The sequence below is a fragment of the Sinorhizobium fredii USDA 205 genome (genome assembly GCF_001461695.1).
Lineage (GTDB): Bacteria > Pseudomonadota > Alphaproteobacteria > Rhizobiales > Rhizobiaceae > Sinorhizobium > Sinorhizobium fredii.
The window spans coordinates 39021-56729 of record NZ_AUTC01000149.1 but is presented as its reverse complement, the minus strand read 5'-3'; the positions used below and the strand labels follow the sequence as shown (position 1 = coordinate 56729).

Annotated in this window: 20 protein-coding genes and 1 pseudogene; 9 read left to right on the top strand and 12 right to left on the bottom strand. The window is 57.7% G+C overall.

Annotation, left to right across the window (positions count from 1 at the left end; genetic code table 11):
- Nucleotides 1–77 precede the first annotated feature (77 nt).
- From N181_RS20925 to N181_RS20920, 3 genes are all read left to right on the top strand, one after another.
- Entirely contained in the window at nucleotides 78–491 is a 414-nt protein-coding gene (locus N181_RS20925) for a hypothetical protein (RefSeq protein ID WP_060563856.1), read from the top strand.
- A complete protein-coding gene (locus N181_RS33340) occupies nucleotides 482–772 on the top strand; it encodes a hypothetical protein (protein ID WP_141322240.1) in 291 nt (96 codons plus the stop codon). Before N181_RS20925 ends, N181_RS33340 begins: the two co-directional genes overlap by 10 nt.
- 279 nt (nucleotides 773–1051) lie before the next feature.
- Nucleotides 1052–1606 (top strand): hypothetical protein, encoded by a 555-nt coding sequence (locus N181_RS20920; RefSeq protein ID WP_141322238.1) that lies wholly within the window; start codon nucleotides 1052–1054, stop codon nucleotides 1604–1606.
- Nucleotides 1607–1907: 301 nt separating this feature from the next.
- On the opposite strand, the gene N181_RS20915 is transcribed toward N181_RS20920, so the two are convergent.
- The 4 genes from N181_RS20915 to N181_RS20905 form a co-directional block, all read right to left on the bottom strand.
- Nucleotides 1908–2336, bottom strand: coding sequence for a hypothetical protein (locus N181_RS20915; protein WP_060563852.1), 429 nt, complete (start codon nucleotides 2334–2336; stop codon nucleotides 1908–1910).
- Nucleotides 2333–2755: a hypothetical protein gene (locus tag N181_RS20910; protein WP_060563850.1), complete on the bottom strand. Its 423-nt coding sequence runs from the start codon at nucleotides 2753–2755 to the stop codon at nucleotides 2333–2335. Before N181_RS20910 ends, N181_RS20915 begins: the two co-directional genes overlap by 4 nt.
- Nucleotides 2752–2931, bottom strand: a complete 180-nt coding sequence (locus N181_RS33335) for a hypothetical protein (protein ID WP_210172816.1) — start codon at nucleotides 2929–2931, stop codon at nucleotides 2752–2754. Before N181_RS33335 ends, N181_RS20910 begins: the two co-directional genes overlap by 4 nt.
- 420 nt (nucleotides 2932–3351) lie before the next feature.
- Nucleotides 3352–3759, bottom strand: a complete 408-nt coding sequence (locus N181_RS20905) for a hypothetical protein (protein WP_141322235.1) — start codon at nucleotides 3757–3759, stop codon at nucleotides 3352–3354.
- A 611-nt stretch (nucleotides 3760–4370) separates the two neighbouring features.
- Here N181_RS20905 and N181_RS33330 point away from each other — a divergent pair.
- Both N181_RS33330 and N181_RS20895 read left to right on the top strand, forming a co-directional pair.
- Nucleotides 4371–4976 carry a hypothetical protein gene (locus N181_RS33330; protein WP_141322232.1) on the top strand — a complete coding sequence of 202 codons (606 nt, stop codon included), beginning with the start codon at nucleotides 4371–4373 and terminating at the stop codon, nucleotides 4974–4976.
- Complete coding sequence (locus N181_RS20895; protein ID WP_081319025.1) at nucleotides 4951–6678, top strand: pre-toxin TG domain-containing protein; 1728 nt, start codon at nucleotides 4951–4953, stop codon at nucleotides 6676–6678. The genes N181_RS33330 and N181_RS20895 overlap by 26 nt, the downstream gene beginning before the upstream one ends.
- Nucleotides 6679–6847: 169 nt before the next feature.
- On the opposite strand, the gene N181_RS20890 is transcribed toward N181_RS20895, so the two are convergent.
- Both N181_RS20890 and N181_RS20885 read right to left on the bottom strand, forming a co-directional pair.
- Nucleotides 6848–7369, bottom strand: a complete 522-nt coding sequence (locus tag N181_RS20890) for a hypothetical protein (protein WP_060563844.1) — start codon at nucleotides 7367–7369, stop codon at nucleotides 6848–6850.
- Nucleotides 7366–7629 (bottom strand): hypothetical protein, encoded by a 264-nt coding sequence (locus tag N181_RS20885; RefSeq protein ID WP_060563842.1) that lies wholly within the window; start codon nucleotides 7627–7629, stop codon nucleotides 7366–7368. Before N181_RS20885 ends, N181_RS20890 begins: the two co-directional genes overlap by 4 nt.
- A 166-nt stretch (nucleotides 7630–7795) precedes the next feature.
- Between N181_RS20885 and N181_RS20880 the strand changes: the two genes are divergently transcribed.
- Complete coding sequence (locus N181_RS20880; RefSeq protein ID WP_141322230.1) at nucleotides 7796–8404, top strand: hypothetical protein; 609 nt, start codon at nucleotides 7796–7798, stop codon at nucleotides 8402–8404.
- A gap of 31 nt (nucleotides 8405–8435) precedes the next feature.
- Here N181_RS20880 and N181_RS20875 read toward each other — a convergent pair whose 3' ends face one another.
- The 3 genes from N181_RS20875 to N181_RS20865 are packed head-to-tail and all read right to left on the bottom strand — an operon-like array spanning nucleotide 8436 to nucleotide 10774.
- On the bottom strand, nucleotides 8436–9203 hold the full coding sequence (locus N181_RS20875) for a GIY-YIG nuclease family protein (RefSeq protein ID WP_060563838.1): 768 nt from the start codon (nucleotides 9201–9203) through the stop codon (nucleotides 8436–8438).
- Between the two features lies 1 nt (nucleotide 9204).
- Nucleotides 9205–10356 carry a DNA cytosine methyltransferase gene (locus N181_RS20870; RefSeq protein WP_060563836.1) on the bottom strand — a complete coding sequence of 384 codons (1152 nt, stop codon included), beginning with the start codon at nucleotides 10354–10356 and terminating at the stop codon, nucleotides 9205–9207.
- Nucleotides 10343–10774, bottom strand: coding sequence for a very short patch repair endonuclease (locus N181_RS20865; protein WP_081319024.1), 432 nt, complete (start codon nucleotides 10772–10774; stop codon nucleotides 10343–10345). Before N181_RS20865 ends, N181_RS20870 begins: the two co-directional genes overlap by 14 nt.
- Nucleotides 10775–11094: 320 nt before the next feature.
- On the opposite strand from N181_RS20865, the gene N181_RS20855 reads away from it, so the two are divergent.
- Together N181_RS20855 and N181_RS20850 are read left to right on the top strand one after the other, a co-directional pair.
- Nucleotides 11095–11604 carry a thermonuclease family protein gene (locus N181_RS20855; RefSeq protein ID WP_081319023.1) on the top strand — a complete coding sequence of 170 codons (510 nt, stop codon included), beginning with the start codon at nucleotides 11095–11097 and terminating at the stop codon, nucleotides 11602–11604.
- Nucleotides 11605–11636: 32 nt separating this feature from the next.
- Complete coding sequence (locus N181_RS20850) at nucleotides 11637–12095, top strand: hypothetical protein (protein ID WP_060563830.1); 459 nt, start codon at nucleotides 11637–11639, stop codon at nucleotides 12093–12095.
- Here N181_RS20850 and N181_RS20845 read toward each other — a convergent pair.
- Both N181_RS20845 and N181_RS20835 read right to left on the bottom strand, forming a co-directional pair.
- Nucleotides 12064–12417, bottom strand: coding sequence for a hypothetical protein (locus tag N181_RS20845; RefSeq protein ID WP_141322228.1), 354 nt, complete (start codon nucleotides 12415–12417; stop codon nucleotides 12064–12066). The genes N181_RS20850 and N181_RS20845 overlap by 32 nt on opposite strands.
- Before the next feature lie 606 nt (nucleotides 12418–13023).
- Complete coding sequence (locus N181_RS20835) at nucleotides 13024–14838, bottom strand: DNA cytosine methyltransferase (protein ID WP_060563824.1); 1815 nt, start codon at nucleotides 14836–14838, stop codon at nucleotides 13024–13026.
- A 490-nt stretch (nucleotides 14839–15328) separates the two neighbouring features.
- Here N181_RS20835 and N181_RS34905 point away from each other — a divergent pair.
- Nucleotides 15329–15811 (top strand): annotated as a pseudogene (locus tag N181_RS34905) (flagellin N-terminal helical domain-containing protein); the annotation flags it as partial.
- A 1117-nt stretch (nucleotides 15812–16928) separates the two neighbouring features.
- Here the strand turns inward: N181_RS34905 and N181_RS20825 are convergent.
- Entirely contained in the window at nucleotides 16929–17252 is a 324-nt protein-coding gene (locus N181_RS20825; protein ID WP_060563820.1) for a hypothetical protein, read from the bottom strand.
- Nucleotides 17253–17709: the final 457 nt, after the last annotated feature.

The following is a 17709-nucleotide window of genomic DNA, read 5'->3' as shown; positions in this document are numbered from 1 at the left end:
CCTGGACTGCCGATCCCGACAAAATCATTGCCGCCGTCAACGTGGGCACCAAGTGTTAGATTCCATCCACTAGCAGGATGAAGGGGGCCGTATCGCGGCAGATCCTCGACAGGATCGCAGGGCACTACCAGCGGAGCCTCAAGGCCTACGAGCGGAAGATGGTCGCAGGATCGTTTGTGAACATGGCCCCGATCGTCGCGTGCATCGCCTCCGCCGCGTGGTACTTCGGGGTCTTTGACTGGTCGCTCCTTGTCGGCCGCGACGCGCGAATCGGCGTCTTCGTCCTATTCGGCATAGTCTTTGCCGTTCTCACGAACTACGCCGTCAAGGGCAGGGCTCGGGGCCGGGTGCGCAAAGAGACAGGATCACCGTCGTTCCTTGGTCTCGGCGCCCGTGCGAAGATCGCGTGCGCTGTCTACGGACTTCTCATCGCGCATATCGGGATGACGGCTGCGATCAAGGGCTGGTGGCACGGGACGGCATGTCGCTAGCGTGGCCATTCGGTCTTGAGCGTAATGTTCTCCCGTTGCCGCGTTGCCGGGCGCCGCGGCCATCTCGGTTCAACAAAGATGCATTCTGGGGAGCGAAGAATTTTCACCCTGCCAATCCAACATCCCAGCTCAAGAAGGCTAAAAAGAGCAAGGGCGGTGTCGATCCCAATGATCTCGCAATGGGTATTGTCATGGCGCTGCTATTTGGTTTGGCTTGGCTAGGCATTCAAATCTATGAAATATTGAGTCCATTCCTAGCGTGGATCGCTTCTTACTTCTGAGAAATCTGGGCATCGCACCAGGCATGCACTCCGTCCCCTGATTTTACAGTGGGATCCCGTCTGCGATGCTCAGCCCAAGACCAGCGGTACATGGTGTGGTCGATTGCGCCCGGAGGCTCGCGATCAGGCACATGCCAAATGCTCGATCCGTTCAGATACTCGAGCCCGCCCGGCCTTTCTTGCCGCTTGCACCTCGGCCCCGCGTCTTTCTCGCCCTTGCTTCATACAGCCGGTGGTCAGAACATCATAGTGATCGCGGCAACGGAGCGGGAGCGAAACATGGCAATGGCACAGAACGGCAGCCGCCCTCATTATAATCGGCATCAGGGACCAGGTTTCCCTTCTGGCCGTCGCTGCATAGGGAGTGTCTACGAATGGCGGCCTTTGTTGATGGCGTTCGAAAGATTTCGACGGATCGAGTTGCTAGATCATGCGGAGGCTCTGTACCTGCTGTCCGATCTCGTCCTGCATCAAAAGGAGCGGCTGCCGGCCGCGTGCACTGGCAGCATCGTGCTGAACGGAGTTTCGGAGGTCGGAATTTTTCTGGATGCCTCGCTGCTCCGGAACCTCGCGTCCGGCTGCAGGGAATTGCTGCTGATGGTGAAGCATGATCGTTTCGACGCCTTCCGTGGAACTCTATGCGATGGTTGGCCATCGAGATACGGGCACGGACCTCTGCTGAGCGACGACGAAGATCACGCCGTCACATCGCTTGCCAGCAAGATCATTAGTCTAATCGACAACGATACCCCATGCATGAACGACTTCGCCTCCGAACCGATGGCGCCTCTCCCAACGCCGGCAGCGACAAGAACCTCATCGACCTCGATATAAGCAGCAGTCCATGCCATCCGGGAGGAAGCGGCGAACGGGATGCTCCGTGGTGATCACGATGTCGAACGATCGCGTGGCTTCGTCGACGGAGTTCTGTGCTCCTGCGAACGCGCGAACAGATCCAGGACGCGGCGCGCGCTGGTTAGGTGCCGGCGCGGTCGAAGGTTCTGCGGGCATTCGCTCTCGTCCCAGAGTTATCTGAAGCGGGAGCGCCACCCGGTGCGCTGGAAGATTAGAGAACGATGGTGAACAAAAATGAAAGCCCCCGAAATTCGAGGGCTTCAAGGATTCGGGGCGCGGCTCAGACTACGCGCAGGCGTCCTTGCCCAAGGACGACGTCGAGCACCGCCTGAAGGTCGTGGAGGTATTCTTCGGTCTTCAGTTTATCCGCGACGTCGTAGCAAGACTTGCCCGCACCGAGGCTGAGTGTGACCGCGATCGCTCCCTTGCGGTCATCACGATGCGCGTCGATGTAAGCTTTAGTCGCGATGATCATGTAGACGATGTCTACTCCTTGCGAGCGATCCGGGTCGCGCCACAGGCAAGCGAAAAGCTCGTCCTCGTAGGGCACGGATCCGACGACGTGCGGCTGTGAATTCAGCCAATCCCGTGACCCGAGCGTCATCTCGCGGATCCACTCCTCGTCGCAGCCGTTCCAGATCGGGCTGGGAAGACGGAAGCGGAACTCGTGGTCCACGAGCGGCATGCGCTGTTCGACGGTGGTGCTCATGCTGCGATCTCCTCTGCCTGATCGGATCCGAGGAACGCGGCGTAGCGAGCGTGCCCAAGCATCTTCCCGATCAACTCGCGATCGGCGAGGACTGCGCGAAACTCGGGGGAGCGTAGCGCGTGCACGACATCGCGTGCGGTCGAGCTCCCGGCGTCAGCCACGCGGTACAAGACCGATGGCAGCCCTTCCGGCGGCACGGCATCCGGCTGGGTGATATCATCGGGATCGCCGAGCGTCAGGTTCGCGAGTACGTCTCCCCCGACCGTCTCCTCAACCCACATCGAAAGATGTGCGCGAGGCAAAATATGATCCGGCCCGAAGGACTCGGTCACATGATCGACGAGGTCGGCTGCCGCCTGAGCAAACACCTCAACGAGACGGGTCACTTCCGATGCCTTGATAACCACGGTCGTGCTCATGCTGCGATCTCCTGTTCGATTTCAGACAGCGGAATGTCAGTACCGAGAACCTTCATCAGGAACTCAGCGAAGCGCTCGTCGCTGACCTTCTCGATGCGGTTGCGTTCGGGGTGCAAGGTGTCGATCACGATGAAGTGGCGCTCATCGCCAATAGTGTGCATGTCAACCAGGTACACTGTACTAGCCCTTTCTGCGTGCTGTTGAGTACGCGCACAGAAAACCGGACCCAGTAGCCAGGCGTCAACAGGTTTTGACATGGTCATGATTGGAAATAGCCGTTTTTAAGCAAAGGCTTACAATGTGTGACTTTCCTGCACTCACGGAGATCTCCGTGATATTTTTTGCAACTTGTAAGCCCGTTTCGCCGTCATCCGGCCGACAGGATCGAACCAGGATCCGATGCTCCGCCCGTATCCAGTTTCTCCAGCTCGTCTTCAATGAGCGTCGACTGCAGGATGGCGTCGAAGCTCATCCCTCGAGCGCGCCATAGACATCGTCCTTGAGGCCAAGACGCATCGCCCGCTGCTGATCGAGAGCGTTCTCTTCATCGATAGCCTCGACATCGTCGCCGAACATTGAAGCTACCCGCTTGCGGCTCATAACGCCGATCCGGATCGCCTCCTTCGGAGCGGCGACTTCTTGAACGGGTGTATATGGCCCCCAACGGGCGGCATGAATTCCACGTCGTAGTAGTCGTCGAGGGTCTTACCCGGCTCCGGCTTCCAGATCGGCGAGATAGCAAGCGTCGACAAAACGCTTCCAGACGGGCCTGTAGACTGCGAGATCGCCAGTGAACGCACCTTCGCGGAAATCCTAACATCAACCTTTCCGGTAATGGTGTCAGGTACAGCTCCAAATCGAAGGAGCAGCTCGATGTTGTCCTGACGCATCAGATCGAGCATGTCCTGAACTTTGGCGACGATGCGGATGTCTTCGGCCGCAGCGACCGATGACGAGATCATCTTGTAGACGGCAGGCTGTGCCTTGGCCTCATCTTCCGACATCCCGCGGACGTCACGATCTTCTCAGCAATCTTCGTGGCTGCGCGCTCCTCGAGCCACCCTACGGCCTCTGCGCTGTCGATGACCCACGAGATCCTGCGGTCGCGATCGGATTTCTCGACCACCGGCATGCCCTGGTCGATGTATTTCTGGACGGTGTTGCGGTCACGGTCCAGAAACGCGGCCAGCTTTTGTAGCGATAAGTGCCACGCCTTGGCTTCTGAGCGCGTGGATGCGAGGGGTGTTGAAGCCTCCGTAACGGATGCCGGAGGCTGCGGGGTCGTATTTGTCGTTTTCAGCACCCGGGAAGATGCGGACTTGCGAGGAGCCATTTGTGAAAGTCCCAGTAATTTCTGGGACTAGGAGGCGACCAGCGTCTGCAAGATTCAATTCATGGGCGCGAGGGTGCTGATGCTGAATGCAATTTCAAAAATTTTGACGGAGCGTCGACGTGGGGTCGCGAATTACCCGCACTGGAGCCGGGACTCGGGAGCCTCCCGGGCTATGCCGCGATTTAATCCCTAATGGGTTAAGGGTGGCAATATTGTTATATTGCTAGTATCGTGATAACACTTCTAATCGGTTACAGTTAGACATCTACAGGGGGAATTACTATGCGCAGCCATGGTCGATTTCACCGAGCGGTGCTTCCCCATTTCATCATATGCATTCAACTGTGTGTGGTCCCTCAGCATTCTTTTCTTGTTTCTCCTGCGACGGCAGCCGACTTATTAGAGGGTCCGGCTGAAACTGGAGTACTTCCACTTACTCGCCAGGAACTGCAAACCTACCGCGAGTCGGCAAGGAATGGATCGCCGCTTGTAACGCACTCGTATGATCGTGAGGGTGCTCTCAACTATCTGAAACTGCTTAACAATCAGCTCGTCACCCTAGAGTCTATTTCTGTTCTTCTGACCCGATATCAAGAAATTTTGAAGCGAGCTGAGGGACAGTTGAGCGTCGCAAAAGTATGCGCCGAGATGGCAGCTCGTAGGGACAGACTAGCGCTGGATGTTTTTTGTAGCGACAATTCTGCTGATTACAGAGAGATTATTTATGAATACTACGGTTTTATAGATTTAGTTGGCGCACTAAGCGAGCAGGCAACAATTGACGTGGTCCACCCTGCAATGGATCCTCTGGTTGCAAAGTTGAGCGGGATTATCGATACCCTTTCACAAAAGGAGGCCGATCTTGCTGCGGCTAATCGAGCGAAATAGCCACCACCTCTACTGCGTTGTTGCGGTGTTCGCCGCAGTATGCATGCCTGTCGATCGCAGCCATGCGCAAGGTGCAACAGTTGACACTCCGGGTAACGCTTCGGAAAGCTGGAACAGTGCAACCGAGCAGCAGTGGATCTTCTACTTCGAGGAGCCCACGGAATGCACAGGAAAGCAATGCAACGCAGGAGGCACATCGGGTCCGGGCGACGGCTCTGTATCAGGAGGTGACGTCTCAACACCTGGCGTCGAACCGAGCACCGGCGGGGCGGGGCCTAGCATAGCGTCACCTATCCTCAATCAGTTGAATCAAAGCATAAATCGTCAACTTTCCAATCTATTCGGCCGAGGCGATGCCCAAGAAGGCATGGCGCGGGCCAAAGCTGAAATCGCGTCATACATCGACTTTCTCAAGGAGAAGTATGCCTCCACAGAGGCGAGTATTAAGAGCGAAATAACGAAGCAGTGGGGGGAGGGACACCTTTATTCTGAACAGCAACGTGAAAGTCAAGAAGGCGAATTTCAGAAGCTGGTCGAAGAGATAAGGGCATCAACTTTAACGCCAGAGCGCATGTCCACGCTTGTTCAGCATGCGCCTGGAACGGATGAGCAAGTCGCGACATCGATAAGAAAACAAATGGGTGGCGTGATCGCGAAATATGAAAGGATGGCGAATGTATGTAATGAGGGGTTCTGCGATTTCTCTTTCAACGCAAAGTCATACGTCTCGAAGTATTCCAATATAGCAAAGAACGCTGAAGCGCCAAACTATGAGCGCTACCTTGCGACGGCCGAAAATGGCGTTGATAACGTACTTGACGCCGTATCTGATCAATATGCCAAAGTTGTCGCTGGGTCTGGGGGAGGGGCGGATGTACCGCCCGCAAAGGGCGGTCTCCTCAAGGCGCTTAGTGATCTCAAAGCGCGCTTTAATTCTGTGGCTCCAGCTACGCGTTCAGAACAGTTGGCGCGTAGGGCGGGTTTGAGGGCCGTCCAGCAAGGCACCCGGGCGGCGGAGAAAAATGACATCGAACAAGCGGAAGCGTCTCGCAGGATGGCCGAGGCACTACTCGATATCGCCCTTGGGGTGACCCCGGTAGTAGGATTTGGGCGCGACGTTTACGAGGCAGTCATTGGAGAAAGCCTTCTAAATGGCGAAAAGCTTTCAGAAAGTGAGCGTCTGCTTGCAGTGCTCGGCGTGATGACGGCTGGCATCGGCGATGAACCTTATAGAATATCCCGCGCGCTGGAGGCTATGAGTGACAGCCGGACTTTAAACAAGCAGATATTTAAGGTCGAGTCGCAGACCGCAGAGGAAGTCAACGCGATGCTGAAGAATCGATACAAGCTGACTGAACCGCCCTATAGGGAGGGCACGCGAGTATACCGTTACGAGACGATAGGCGAGGAGCGCTATGCTCGTGTTTATGCGGAAGGGATAAATGGAAAAGAGGGAGCTTGGGTTTTTCGACCGGAGCAAGTCAAAGGACTCGATCCTAATGAGATTCAAGGCAAATTCGCTCTGCCCTATACTCCTACCCATGTGACCGAGGTTGTCATTCCGCCCCGTCAAATCGTTGAACGTGGAGCGGTTAACAAGAAAATCTTTGTCGGAGATGAAGCCGTCGCCTATCAATATCGCTTGCTAGATTATTCCAAGGCGATATTTGGCGAGGGCAAGCCGCTCCCTGTTGCGCCCTAGCGCAGGATGTCGCTGGCGCTTTAAGAAGTTCCGTCCGGACATCAGGATTTCCACTCCTGCTCAGTACCATCAAGCTCAACCGCCGTCTCGTACGCGGAGCGCTCTTTCGGAGCATACCGCCCATGGGCATTCGACATCCGCTTCTCCGCAGCGTCCTGCAGTGCGTTGATCAGAAAGCTGATCGTATGCTCACCGATCTCCGGGCGGTCGACGAGCAGCGTTTGCAGGTTCTTTCAGTCGCGGTCACAGGACTTGCTGAGATCCATGTCGACCTGAGCGCTGCCGCGGCACGACGCAAACGCCGGCAGGATTCGCGGGCATGGAAAAGCCGCCCGGAGGCGGCTTGGGGTGTCAGGCTGCGTCGGGACTCGATCGGGTCGAACCATCCCGTTTCGGTGAGCCATTGACGACGATCTTGTTCAACTTCTCGATTGCGGTATGAAGGAATGATCTCGTCGAGCTGCAGAAACCTGGCGACGCCCTGCTCGGCGAGATGCTTTGCCTCGTCGCTCGTTCTCGCGGCGACGACATCTTCAGAGACCAGAAGGGCCGGATTCAGAACTTGAAGCTGCCACGGCCACCTGTCCTTTTTCTCCGTCCACGGGATCACTGCGCAGATACGCTCCTCGCCGAGAAAGCCGTGGAATCCTTCCTGCTTCGGATGGGTCTTCCATTCGATGAACTCGGTCATGCTGCTTCTCCCGCTGGCTCCAGCGCGCCTTCGGCAATCTCCTGAGCCTCTTCCTTCGAAGCCGCATTTGTCACGTAGGCGAACCGATCCGGCGTGTACCCGGGAAACGCTTCATGGAACTTTAGCGCCCACTTCTCGTCGAAAATCCCACGCGACACTGTGCAGACCTCGTCGTCGATCCCGGCGATGAAGCCGTCGAAGATCTCCATGTCGAAACTCTCGTACTCTCCCGGCGCTCGCTCTCTCCACTCGATGCCCATGCAACCCTCCTGTGCTTGGTGCCTGAGGAAATGGTGTGCGCTATCAACGCGGAGCGCAAACGCCGGCGGGAATCGCAGCGGAGGAAGTGCAAATTCCCGATCGCCCAACTCGACTTCTGGATGTTGTTCTGCTTCATTGCGCAAAACGGGGATGGGGTTTCAATCCATGTGGCAATGGCTGTCACAGCTAGAAGGCGCGCAAGCCAGCTTCGTTGGGACGCTCACGGGATCCGTTTTCGGAATTGTCGCCCTTATCATCGGCGCGCTCTTCAACTTCCGGCTCAACCGACAAAGAGACGCCCTTCTCCGAGCAGAGGAAGCCGATGCGGTATCCGCCGCTCTCTACGGAGAGATCGTACTCATCCGCACCGAACTTGCGCGAACAGCGAAGCTTGTCGCCAATATCGAAGCGAGAGGCGACTCATTCGACAAACATTTCATGGAGCGCATTCGACTCCAGGATCCCTTGCTCTACAACGCGCTTGCAAACAAGCTGGGGCTGCTCGATCCAAAGCTCATTCTTGCGATCACCGATTTCCACACCAAAGTGGAGACTGTGCGCGCATGGCTGCCTCAACTCGTGCGTAGCGACGATCGTGGTTTCAGCTATAGTCCACTTTCAGTTCTGGATCCGGCACTTAAGGCCGTTGAAGACATCAAGCCAATCCTTGATTGTATGGCAGCAAATATGGGGGTCGATCCGCCTACGGAAGATTTGGAGCTCGGGAAGGCATATGCCATCGCTGAGATGGAAAGAGAGAAGTTTTCTCAATAGCAGCGAGAGGCGTGACGCTGACGATCCGGAATTAAGATCGACCGATCACGACGCCCGCACTGTATTCGCGGTTCTCTCGATAAATAATGATGCGCCCTGGAAGAGCCGTCGCCTGCCAGCCAGGAGGCAGCGTACCCAAAACAGCGGTGAGGACTTCCCGAGTGGTCGCAGGCTTGACGGCGAAGGGCGGCACGATGCTGTTCACGAGATCGGGATGAGGTTTCCTGACCTTGCCGGGTTCTCCTTCCGCTCGCAGGGTGAAGGGAAGCTCGGCGCGGAGTGCATCAAGGACTCGGGCAGCGGGAACGCCCCCGTCAGCCTTGATGTCGACAGGATGGTCGAGATCAATTGGATATTGGGCGTCGAATCCTGCTGCCCTCAGCTCTGTGGTGTCGCGATTACGGCCGGGATCATTGCTGCCGAAGCCAGAGAAATTCCACCAGACCTCGCCAGAGGTTGCCGCGTAGTGCCGGATCAGCAGCTTTTCCAAGTCCATGGCCGTAAAGACGAAGACGCGGGCCGACTTGAACTGTACGTCCGACGGCTTGAGGTTCTGCCTGTGTTGGATCGTCCACGCGTGCTTGGAGAGGCGACCCCGCAGGCCGGAATCAGCGTCGGTCTTGCCGACGTACACGACCTGACCACCGACGAGGAGCTGATACACTCCTTGCTCGTCCGGCACCTGCATCGTGTGCTCGTGGGTCAGAGAGGCCGAATCCATTTCCGCGAACTTGTCCACCAAGCTCTTCAGGAGAGCCGATGGCAGATCAAATTCGAACTCGACGTAGCCCGCCGCCAAGTCAGGCTCCTATCTGAGAGGCGACGCTGCGGCCGACGACGGCTGCCAGGTCCACCGGCACGGCATTGCCGAGCTGGCGCATCGTTTCCGTCCAGGAGCCGTGGAAGACGTAGTTGTCCGGGAACGTCTGCAGCCGGGCGCTCTCGCGCACCGTGAAGTAGCGAACGCTGCCATCAGGACGACGGAGCATGTTCTCCCCGCCAGGCACGCCATGAACGCCTGCCTTCAGGGTCTTCGCTGGCTCGTGCAAAGCGCTGCCGGTGTGCCCGGGGTACGACCGCGCGCCGGGCTGGTATCTGTGATTGTGCACCAGCGGATCGTTGCCCCTGTTCTTTTCGGGATCTGGAAGGTCGACCAGAGCGTCCGCGACCGTGCACCACGGCTTCTCATCTGGGCGCTCATCCTTGCCCAGGGCACGTGCACCTGCGGGTATGTCGGGACGGTCCTTTTTGGCTACCTTGTGTCGATCCCAATAGTCGCCGTGCACCTGATCCCACAGCAAGGATTCGCGAGAATGCGTCTCGTGCGGGAAGTGCCATGCCTTGCCGAGATCTTCACGAATGCCGACGAAGAATACGCGCTCCCGCTTCTGCGGGATGCCGAAATTGGCAGCGTTCAGGAGCTGAGTGGCGACCCTGAAGTTGAGTCCTTCACGGCTACCACTGGTATGATGCTGCTCGAGCCGGGAAAGATGATCCTGCCAAGACTCGTCTTCGCCCTTAATTATCTCTGGGTGCGAAAGCTGGAGCCTGACGTATTCGAAGTAGTTCCGGAACGTGGCGCGCGTGAGACCTTTAACATTTTCGAAGATAAAGGCGCGCGGACGTGCCTGGCGGACGGCTCGGATCGCTTGGGGGAACATATCGCGGTGATCGTCATACGCCGCGTGCTTGCCTCCCATGGAAAATGGTTGACAAGGTGGCCCTCCTGAAACGAGGACGACCTTGTCTTCGAACGAACGGAAATCGACGTCGCGTACATCGCCGTGGCGGACTTTCCAACCCTTGACAGCTTTCATTCCGCGCTGCTGGTTTTCCTTGATGGTATCGACGCAGTAGTCGTCCCATTCGTAAACGCTGACCGGCCGGAATCCGGCGTCATGCAAGCCGAGCCCAAGTCCCCCGGCACCCGCGAACAGCTCAATCGACTTCATCGCAAAGGAATTTCCGTATCTTTTCGCCTAAGAGCGGGAGGTTCGACCTGCTTACCTCGCACTCCCAGACGGCCATCACATCCCACCCCAACACCTTCAAACGGGCGCTACTCTCGGCATCTCGCGCGGCATTTCGCTCAAGCTTGGGCAGCCAGAAGTCCAAGCGAGACTTCGGAAGGCGCGCGAGCTTGCAGTCCGAATCACTGTGCCGATGCCAAAAACAACCATGCACAAAAATTACCTTTTTTCGCTTACCAAAAACGAGATCCGGCTTTCCCGGGAGCTCTTTTCGATGGAGCCGATACCGAAATCCCATACCGTGCACGAGGCGACGCACGGTAACCTCCGCCTTGGAATCCTTGCCTCGGATGCGAGACATTCGTTCAGATCGGGCTTGGGGATCGAGAGTGTCTGGCATGAGGCTAGCGGCGAAGGGTAGGAGAATATAACGATGTGGCGGGCTACGATGTTATTTAGGGCGGGGGATAGAATGAAGCAAAGGATTGCTCAGAGGGTCGCGGCTGTGGCAAAAGCGCGGCCAGCGGAAACCAGGTGGTCGCTCATCGGCGCGGCCGGCGGCGCGATTCTTGGGCTGCTGGTCGGGGGCGTTGGGATCACTGCCATGGGCGGTGGCACTGGCGTTCCGGCGGCCGTCATCCTCGCTATTGTTGGCGGCGTCCTGGGCAACCGGTTCGGTATCTCAAGAGATCGACCTATTCGCAACCGGGAGATGGATTGATGTCTGACAACGTCGTCCAATTCCGAAAGCGTAAGAAGCCCAAGCCGAGTAAGCGCCCCAAACAAAATCCGTCGTCTCCGAAAGCTCTGATCGGCGTCTTGGGTGTCGCTGTGGCGCTGGCAGCGGTCCACACGTGTTTTTCGCTCCCGGGATCGCCCGCGCAGGCTGCCTCTTTCAGCCGATGCGGCATCATCAAGCGAGATTGCGTAGTTGACGGCGACACCCTTTACGTCGCTGGCGAGAAGATCCGCGTGGCCGATATCGATACGCCTGAGACCTCGGAGCCGAAATGCGCGTCCGAGAAGGCTCTCGGCGAGCGAGCGACGGAACGTTTCATCGAGTTGGTGAACGCCGGAGCCTTCGAAATGCGCGCGTGGCAAGGCCGGGACGAAGATCAATACGGCCGCAAATTGCGCGTGCTCGTGCGCGATGGCCGCAGCCTTGGAGATATCTTGGTGAGCGAAGGCCTCGCGCGGACGTGGAGCGGCCGGCGCGAGCCGTGGTGTTAAATTTCGATCATCGTATACGGGGGAAGGGATAGATGGCGCGCAGAATTCTTTCGGCGGAACTCGACTGGATGATCGGTGACAGCGTTACCGATCCCAGGCATTCGCCAATCAAGCTCGACGAGCAGGTCGACATCGACTGGAAGTTCCGAATCGGCATTGATCATGAAAGCGGGGCGTTGGCTTCGAGCTTGCCGCCTTATGATGTGAAGTTCCTAGGGAAAAGAATTGGAACTCTCACCGACCCAGACGAGATCAAGTGGGTGCGACAAGCAACCGATGCGGACCCGGAGGCCGGAGCAGTCGGACGCATAAATGAGATCATCCTTTCGGACAATCAACGCCAAATCACCGGATTCAAGGTGGAGGTTCTGACGGGTGTAGATGCAAAGGCATTGAAATTGCAAAACGAGTATCAGTCGGCGAAGCAGACCCTTGTGACATATTGGTGGGTCATTCCGGTCATCCTGCTCCTGATCTGGTGGCAAAGTTGACGCGTGGCGGCCTCCTCGACGTTGCTACAAACTTGCCAAAACTTGTAGCAATCTGGCCGGCGCGCTCCACAACCTGCCCATCGTACGACGCCCTGACGCGACCGCCGTCGACGTGGTAGCCAAGCATCAACGGCAGCTCGACGGCATACAGCTCATCGATCTCGGCCAACGTGAATCCTTCCGACGTCTTCTCGGCGACGAATTCCACGATCGCGGACTCGATGATGGCCAACCGAGCGCGAACGGCGTCACGGATCGCGATCTCATCTCTGGTCTTCGGTGTCTGGTGCGCGACGGTGACAGGGTTCGCGATATAGGTCATCGGAGGCTGCTCGATGGCTGTCTCCGGGACGCCGGCGGCGGATTTCTGCGGGCGACGGGCCACTATGCGTCCTCCCGTAGCATGATCACGTTGTCTGCAGCCACGTCCATCAGATTATCGATGATGTCGATGGCGCGCCTGGCATCCTCGAGGTTCGTGATCGACGGCTGCTCGGTCTCGATGCGGATCCATTCGCCGACATCCCTGCACCAGCGATACCTATGGTCCCCATGCTCGTCGGCAAGGTATTCCCAGAGGCCACTCGATGCCGTCGCGGAATTCTGCCATATGGCGGCTGTCGATCGAGACGATCGCGTCCTGGATCTTCACAATGTCAGAGCTGCGGCCCTGCAGTTTATCGGCGAGCTGCCACATGGCCGATTCGTCGTCTGGGAGCTGGTCGACGTGGAAACGCATTACGCGCTGCCAGAGACGGACGACATGACCGATGTCGTATTCGGATCCGAGGTCGACCCAGTCGATTGCGCGGGTTGCGCTGCGGACGGCTCGCCCACTCCGGGAAGCGCTCGATGTTGATGGCTGCGTGCATGAGATCCTCCTCGATTTCGTAGAAGAATCGCGCGTGTCGGCGGCGCGTGAAGCAAGTTAGTCTTCGGGTTCGAGTTCCTCGGGGTCGGGGATCCAGCAATCGTCAGGTCGCCACTCTTCTTCGTCGCTGACGCGGTAGCGGGGCTCGGGACGAGTGTCGATCGGGAACAAATCGGTATTGAACATCGTCGCGAGCGCGTCCGGCTTGTCCTCATCCTTACCGCGGTTGAGATTCAAAGATCCTTCGAGGATCCGCCGCGAAGTCGTCGGCAGCAGGGCGGCACCCTTTTTCTTGGTCCGAAGCTTCCTCGGCTTGCGCTGAGGGCCATGGCCGAAGATCGGCATTTTCGTCGGCTTCGGTGCCCACGCCGACGGCGACCATGTCTCTTCAATAAATGCTCTGTAGTCCGTCAATGCCTGGATCAGATCCGATCGCAGCCTGACGGACATATCGGAGAAGCGGATGCCATGCTCCATGCTGTTTTCTAGGGCCTGGATCTCCAGCGCGAAGTTCCCGTAGATTCTGCCGTCGATCATCCGTCGGGCGCGGTTAACGTTCGAACGAATATTCCTGACGGCGGCCTCCGTCAGATCGGGACGACGTCTTTCCAGAAAGGCATTGAACTGATTGTCTTCGTATTTGCGGCGCTCGGTCAGCGCCGTGATCAAGGCCGACCGTTCCTTTTTCGGGAGTTTCGAGAACGCCACGCCCTTCATGCTGCTGCCTTTAAGCGCCCTCAGTTCCTCGGCTGTGTCCGCATAGGGCTGGCCGCCGATCATCTTTCTCGCGCGATCCGCGTCAGCCTGAATCCTCTTGAAATCCGCGCGGTACAGGTGGGGCCGCTGCTCTTTCAGATGTGCGGCGAAGGACTTGTCCAGCTTCGGCATGGCAAAGGTCTTGTTCAACTTCGTCGAGGCAATGCCGTGATGCCGCTCGAAGATGACCTTCCCGATCCGGTGGACCATCGGAGCCGGCACCGCGTTTGCGACCATCAGGTTGATGGTCTTGTCCGGCCACCCCTCGCGAGCATAAGCATAAGCTTTTCGCTGGAAATTGTACTTGCTTGGGAATCCTTGAATCCGAGCGACTTGCTCGGGTGTCAGGATGTGAGCGTCCTTTAGCTTTCCCTCGTCCTTCGGATGAGCGATGTATCCGTCGCCGGGATGTTCGTGGGTGTTGCGAGCGATGGTCGCGCATGGTTCATCGATGCTCAGTATTCCGCGGCCGTTCGGTTCGCCCGACTTGCCCATCCATGGACGCGCGAAGAAGCACCCCTTTTCCAGCAGCGAGCGGTCGTCCGGGAAGTCTTTCGGGTTCAACATGTCGCGGACGGTCATGGGCCGTTTCGTTGCTGCCTCCATGAGGTCGTTAAAAAGGAAACCGTCGATCTCATCGAGCCTGCCGACGCAGAAGTGCCGCTTTCGGCGCTGCGGAACACCATAGTCCTGCGCGTCCAACTGGATCTCGGTGAGCCCGTAGCCGTGTCTCTTCCAGAGCGCGCGTGCCCATTTGTACTCGCTTGATCGTGCCGCCTCCGGGACGTTCTCGAAGACGAACCACTCGACGCGCTGCAGGCAGATTATCTGTGCGAAGTGCTGAGTGAGCCTGGCGCGGTCGGTCTTCTGACGCTTTCCCGCTCTCGAGAAGTCCTGGCAAGGCGGGCCGCCAGCGATGAGATCCGGGCGTTCCTTCATGGCGAAACAAGCGGTCGCGATGTCCTTCAAGTCCATCCTGACTGCATCCTTGCCAGCGTGCATCAGGACGCTGTGCTGAGCCTTTTCCTTCTCGAATGACAGCAGATGCTCCAACCCGGCAGCTTCCAAACCCAATCCCATGCCGCCAGCCCCGGCAAAAAGCTCTACGAAATACATGTCCCACCTCGATCACGGATGTTTCCCTGATCTGATAGCGTGGGACCGTTGAGCCCACGTAAACGCCGCCGGCAGGATCATCCGCCGTTGAGTTTCTTCCGAGCTCGGCGATCTCGGCTCCATACATTTGGGAGATCGGCGACCGGAGTCGAGTTTCCCGGAGCTTAACGCTGCCGATGAGGTCAGCCCGTCGTCGAGATCTTGGAGCGTACGGGTCATTTCGGTGGAACAGTTCCTGCGGATCCGGGGCCTGAGCGCGCGTGGTAGTGGTCTGACCCAATTGTGCCGACCGCGTCCGCCATTTCTCGCCAGGAAGCGGTCACCAACCAAGCCGCATAAACAATCGGTGTTTGTTGCACGTTTCAGGGGGATTTCCCCCTGCCGTATTGCGGCGCTTGTTAACGCTCCCTTGAGCATGTTCACCAATGGAGTTTCCGCCCCTGGCTCATGACGATGCCCCTTTTCTCCAGTTCAATTCCAGCGGCATTTCATGACGAGCATTAACACAAACATTTCAGCTATCGCAGCGCTTCAGACTTTGCGGATCATTTCCGGAGCACTGGAAAAAACGCAGGCTGAAGTTTCTTCCGGGCTCAGAGTGGCGACGGCATCGGATGATGCCGCCTACTGGTCCATTTCGATCACGATGAAGTCGGATGCCAGTTCCATGTCTGCGACCCAGGATGCGATGGCCTTCGGAGCCGCGAAGATCGACACTGCCTATGCCGGCATCGAAGCCACGATCGGCGTGGTGGACGCGTTCAAGGCAAAGATCGTCGCCGCCATGGAATCCGGGGTCGACAGGACGAAGATCCAAGGCGAACTGGAACAACTCAAGCAGCAAGCGGTCTCGATCGCGACAACCGCGAGCTTCAGCGACCAGAACTGGCTCAACACGGACATTGCCGACATCTACGACCAGTCCAACAGCGGCACCCTCACGACAGGATTCGTCCGCCAGGGATCATCGGTCAGGGTCACCTTTAACCCCGTGCTTCGGGGACGACGCTGCCATTCTTCGATTAAGAGCAACGGTAGTGTCAGAGGGGGAAACTACCCTCAATTGCATCCAGCAATCTGCATGCAGGGTTGCAATTTCATAAGCTCTTCCCGTCCATGTGCCGTCACGTATTTGACGGTTTACCTTGCGTCGCAGCGCCTCTCCGCATCGACCTGATCGAGATCGACGGCCATTGCCTCGGCTACCACTTCCCGCGTGGTTTCTCCGACAGTAACCGCAGCGGCCGCTTCCTCAAGGTACCGAAGTGGATGCAGCCATCCGTGTGTCCGATGCCAGGCGGCCTCCGGTGACCTCTCGTTGATCTGACGGTCGACCGTGAACTCGGCAAGGAGCATTGGCAACCGCTTTACGGCGATTGGCTTCTTCCAACGTCAGCTCCGTGTCGGCAACGAGCTTGCGTTTGAAATCCTCCCATCCTCTAGGCGCTGACATATTGAGCCACCGCCGCGCAGGATCTGCGGCTCGACGGGTTCGCCGCCGAGATATGCCAGGACTGCTTGGCGCGGGGTGAGGTCAGTCATCATTGTCAGCTCAGTGCGTCGACTCGAGCCAGTCGCGAGGTGCGAGTGTATGGATTTCGGCATTCTTCTCGGCCATGTCAGGTCTCCTGAATTCAGGATCCATGATCCGGCCAAGTGCCTGAAAGATTCAATCGCCGGCGAAGCGGCAGATCGGAATCGAATGTCCGCAATTTGTCTCGAGTTACAGCAATGTGCCTTGGGATATGCGCGATGCCTGGCGCCGATATCGAGCGGCAAGCTTCGTCACCTCCTCGAATGTTGCGTCGCTGCTGAGAACGGACGTCACGCTGAGACGTGCAAGGGCATGACCTTTCGTCGAGTCGGACTTCGAGAACCCGACCCCGTTTTGCTTCTTAGCATAGTCGGAATCCTCGGCAGCTACCGCGCCAAGGACGAGAAGCGCTTCACGAGCCTTGCCGTAGCGGGGATCACGGGAGCATGCGGGAGGACGGAAATGTCTCATGTCCCACCCCCGTCACTACTGAAATGCCAGGATCGACGATTCTGAATCGTGAAGTAATGGGGGGAGCCGCCGAAAAATCGGAATGTCATAGTGATGTGCTCCGCTTGGCTCGTGGCAACACGGACAGATCCTTCCGGTGAAGGAGTCGAGACATGAGCTTCTTCGAAGGACCACGACCATCGAAACCCCGATGCTTAAGGATCGCCCGGGCGGTCGCCAGAATGATCTGAAGATCGGGAGACAGATCGGGATCATGTTCCAGCTTATCGGCCATAACCACAGCGACGGCCGCCGCGACCGCCGTGTCGACCTGGCAGGACTCGGGGATGCGGGCAGCACGCAGTTTGTGCCGCCACTTCTCGGTCTTGTTCCTTCCCACCTCGTTCCTCGGGTCAGCAACTCTCGGCATCCCGGCTCTCCTCTCGTCACTACGAGAATTGTCACGGTCGGCGTTGCAAGCAACAAAACGAAACGCTCATAAGGGACCTGCGGAGCTGGTCGAGCGGAGCAGCGCGTAGCGTCCACGAGAGCCTTTAGGTTCCTCATCCAGGTCGTGCGCCCGCGCGCACTCGCGTACGCCTATCTTCTAGGATTGCGCCATAGTTGACAAAACGGACAGGCCTTCAGCCCCCATGGCGGCATAGTGTGTCCACATTGTTTTGAACCCAAGAATCCCAAAACGACCCGTTCGCGAAAAGCGTCTTAGACCCAAGAATCCCGGAATTTCGCGAGGACTTGAACCCAAGCGGCGAATTCCGTGGGTCCGAACGTCACTAGCGCCGTTATTCCCCGTGATTTCAAAGGTTTCCATCTTCGACCCAAACCAAAAAACCTTGGGTCTACAATGTCACTACGGGACACCGAGC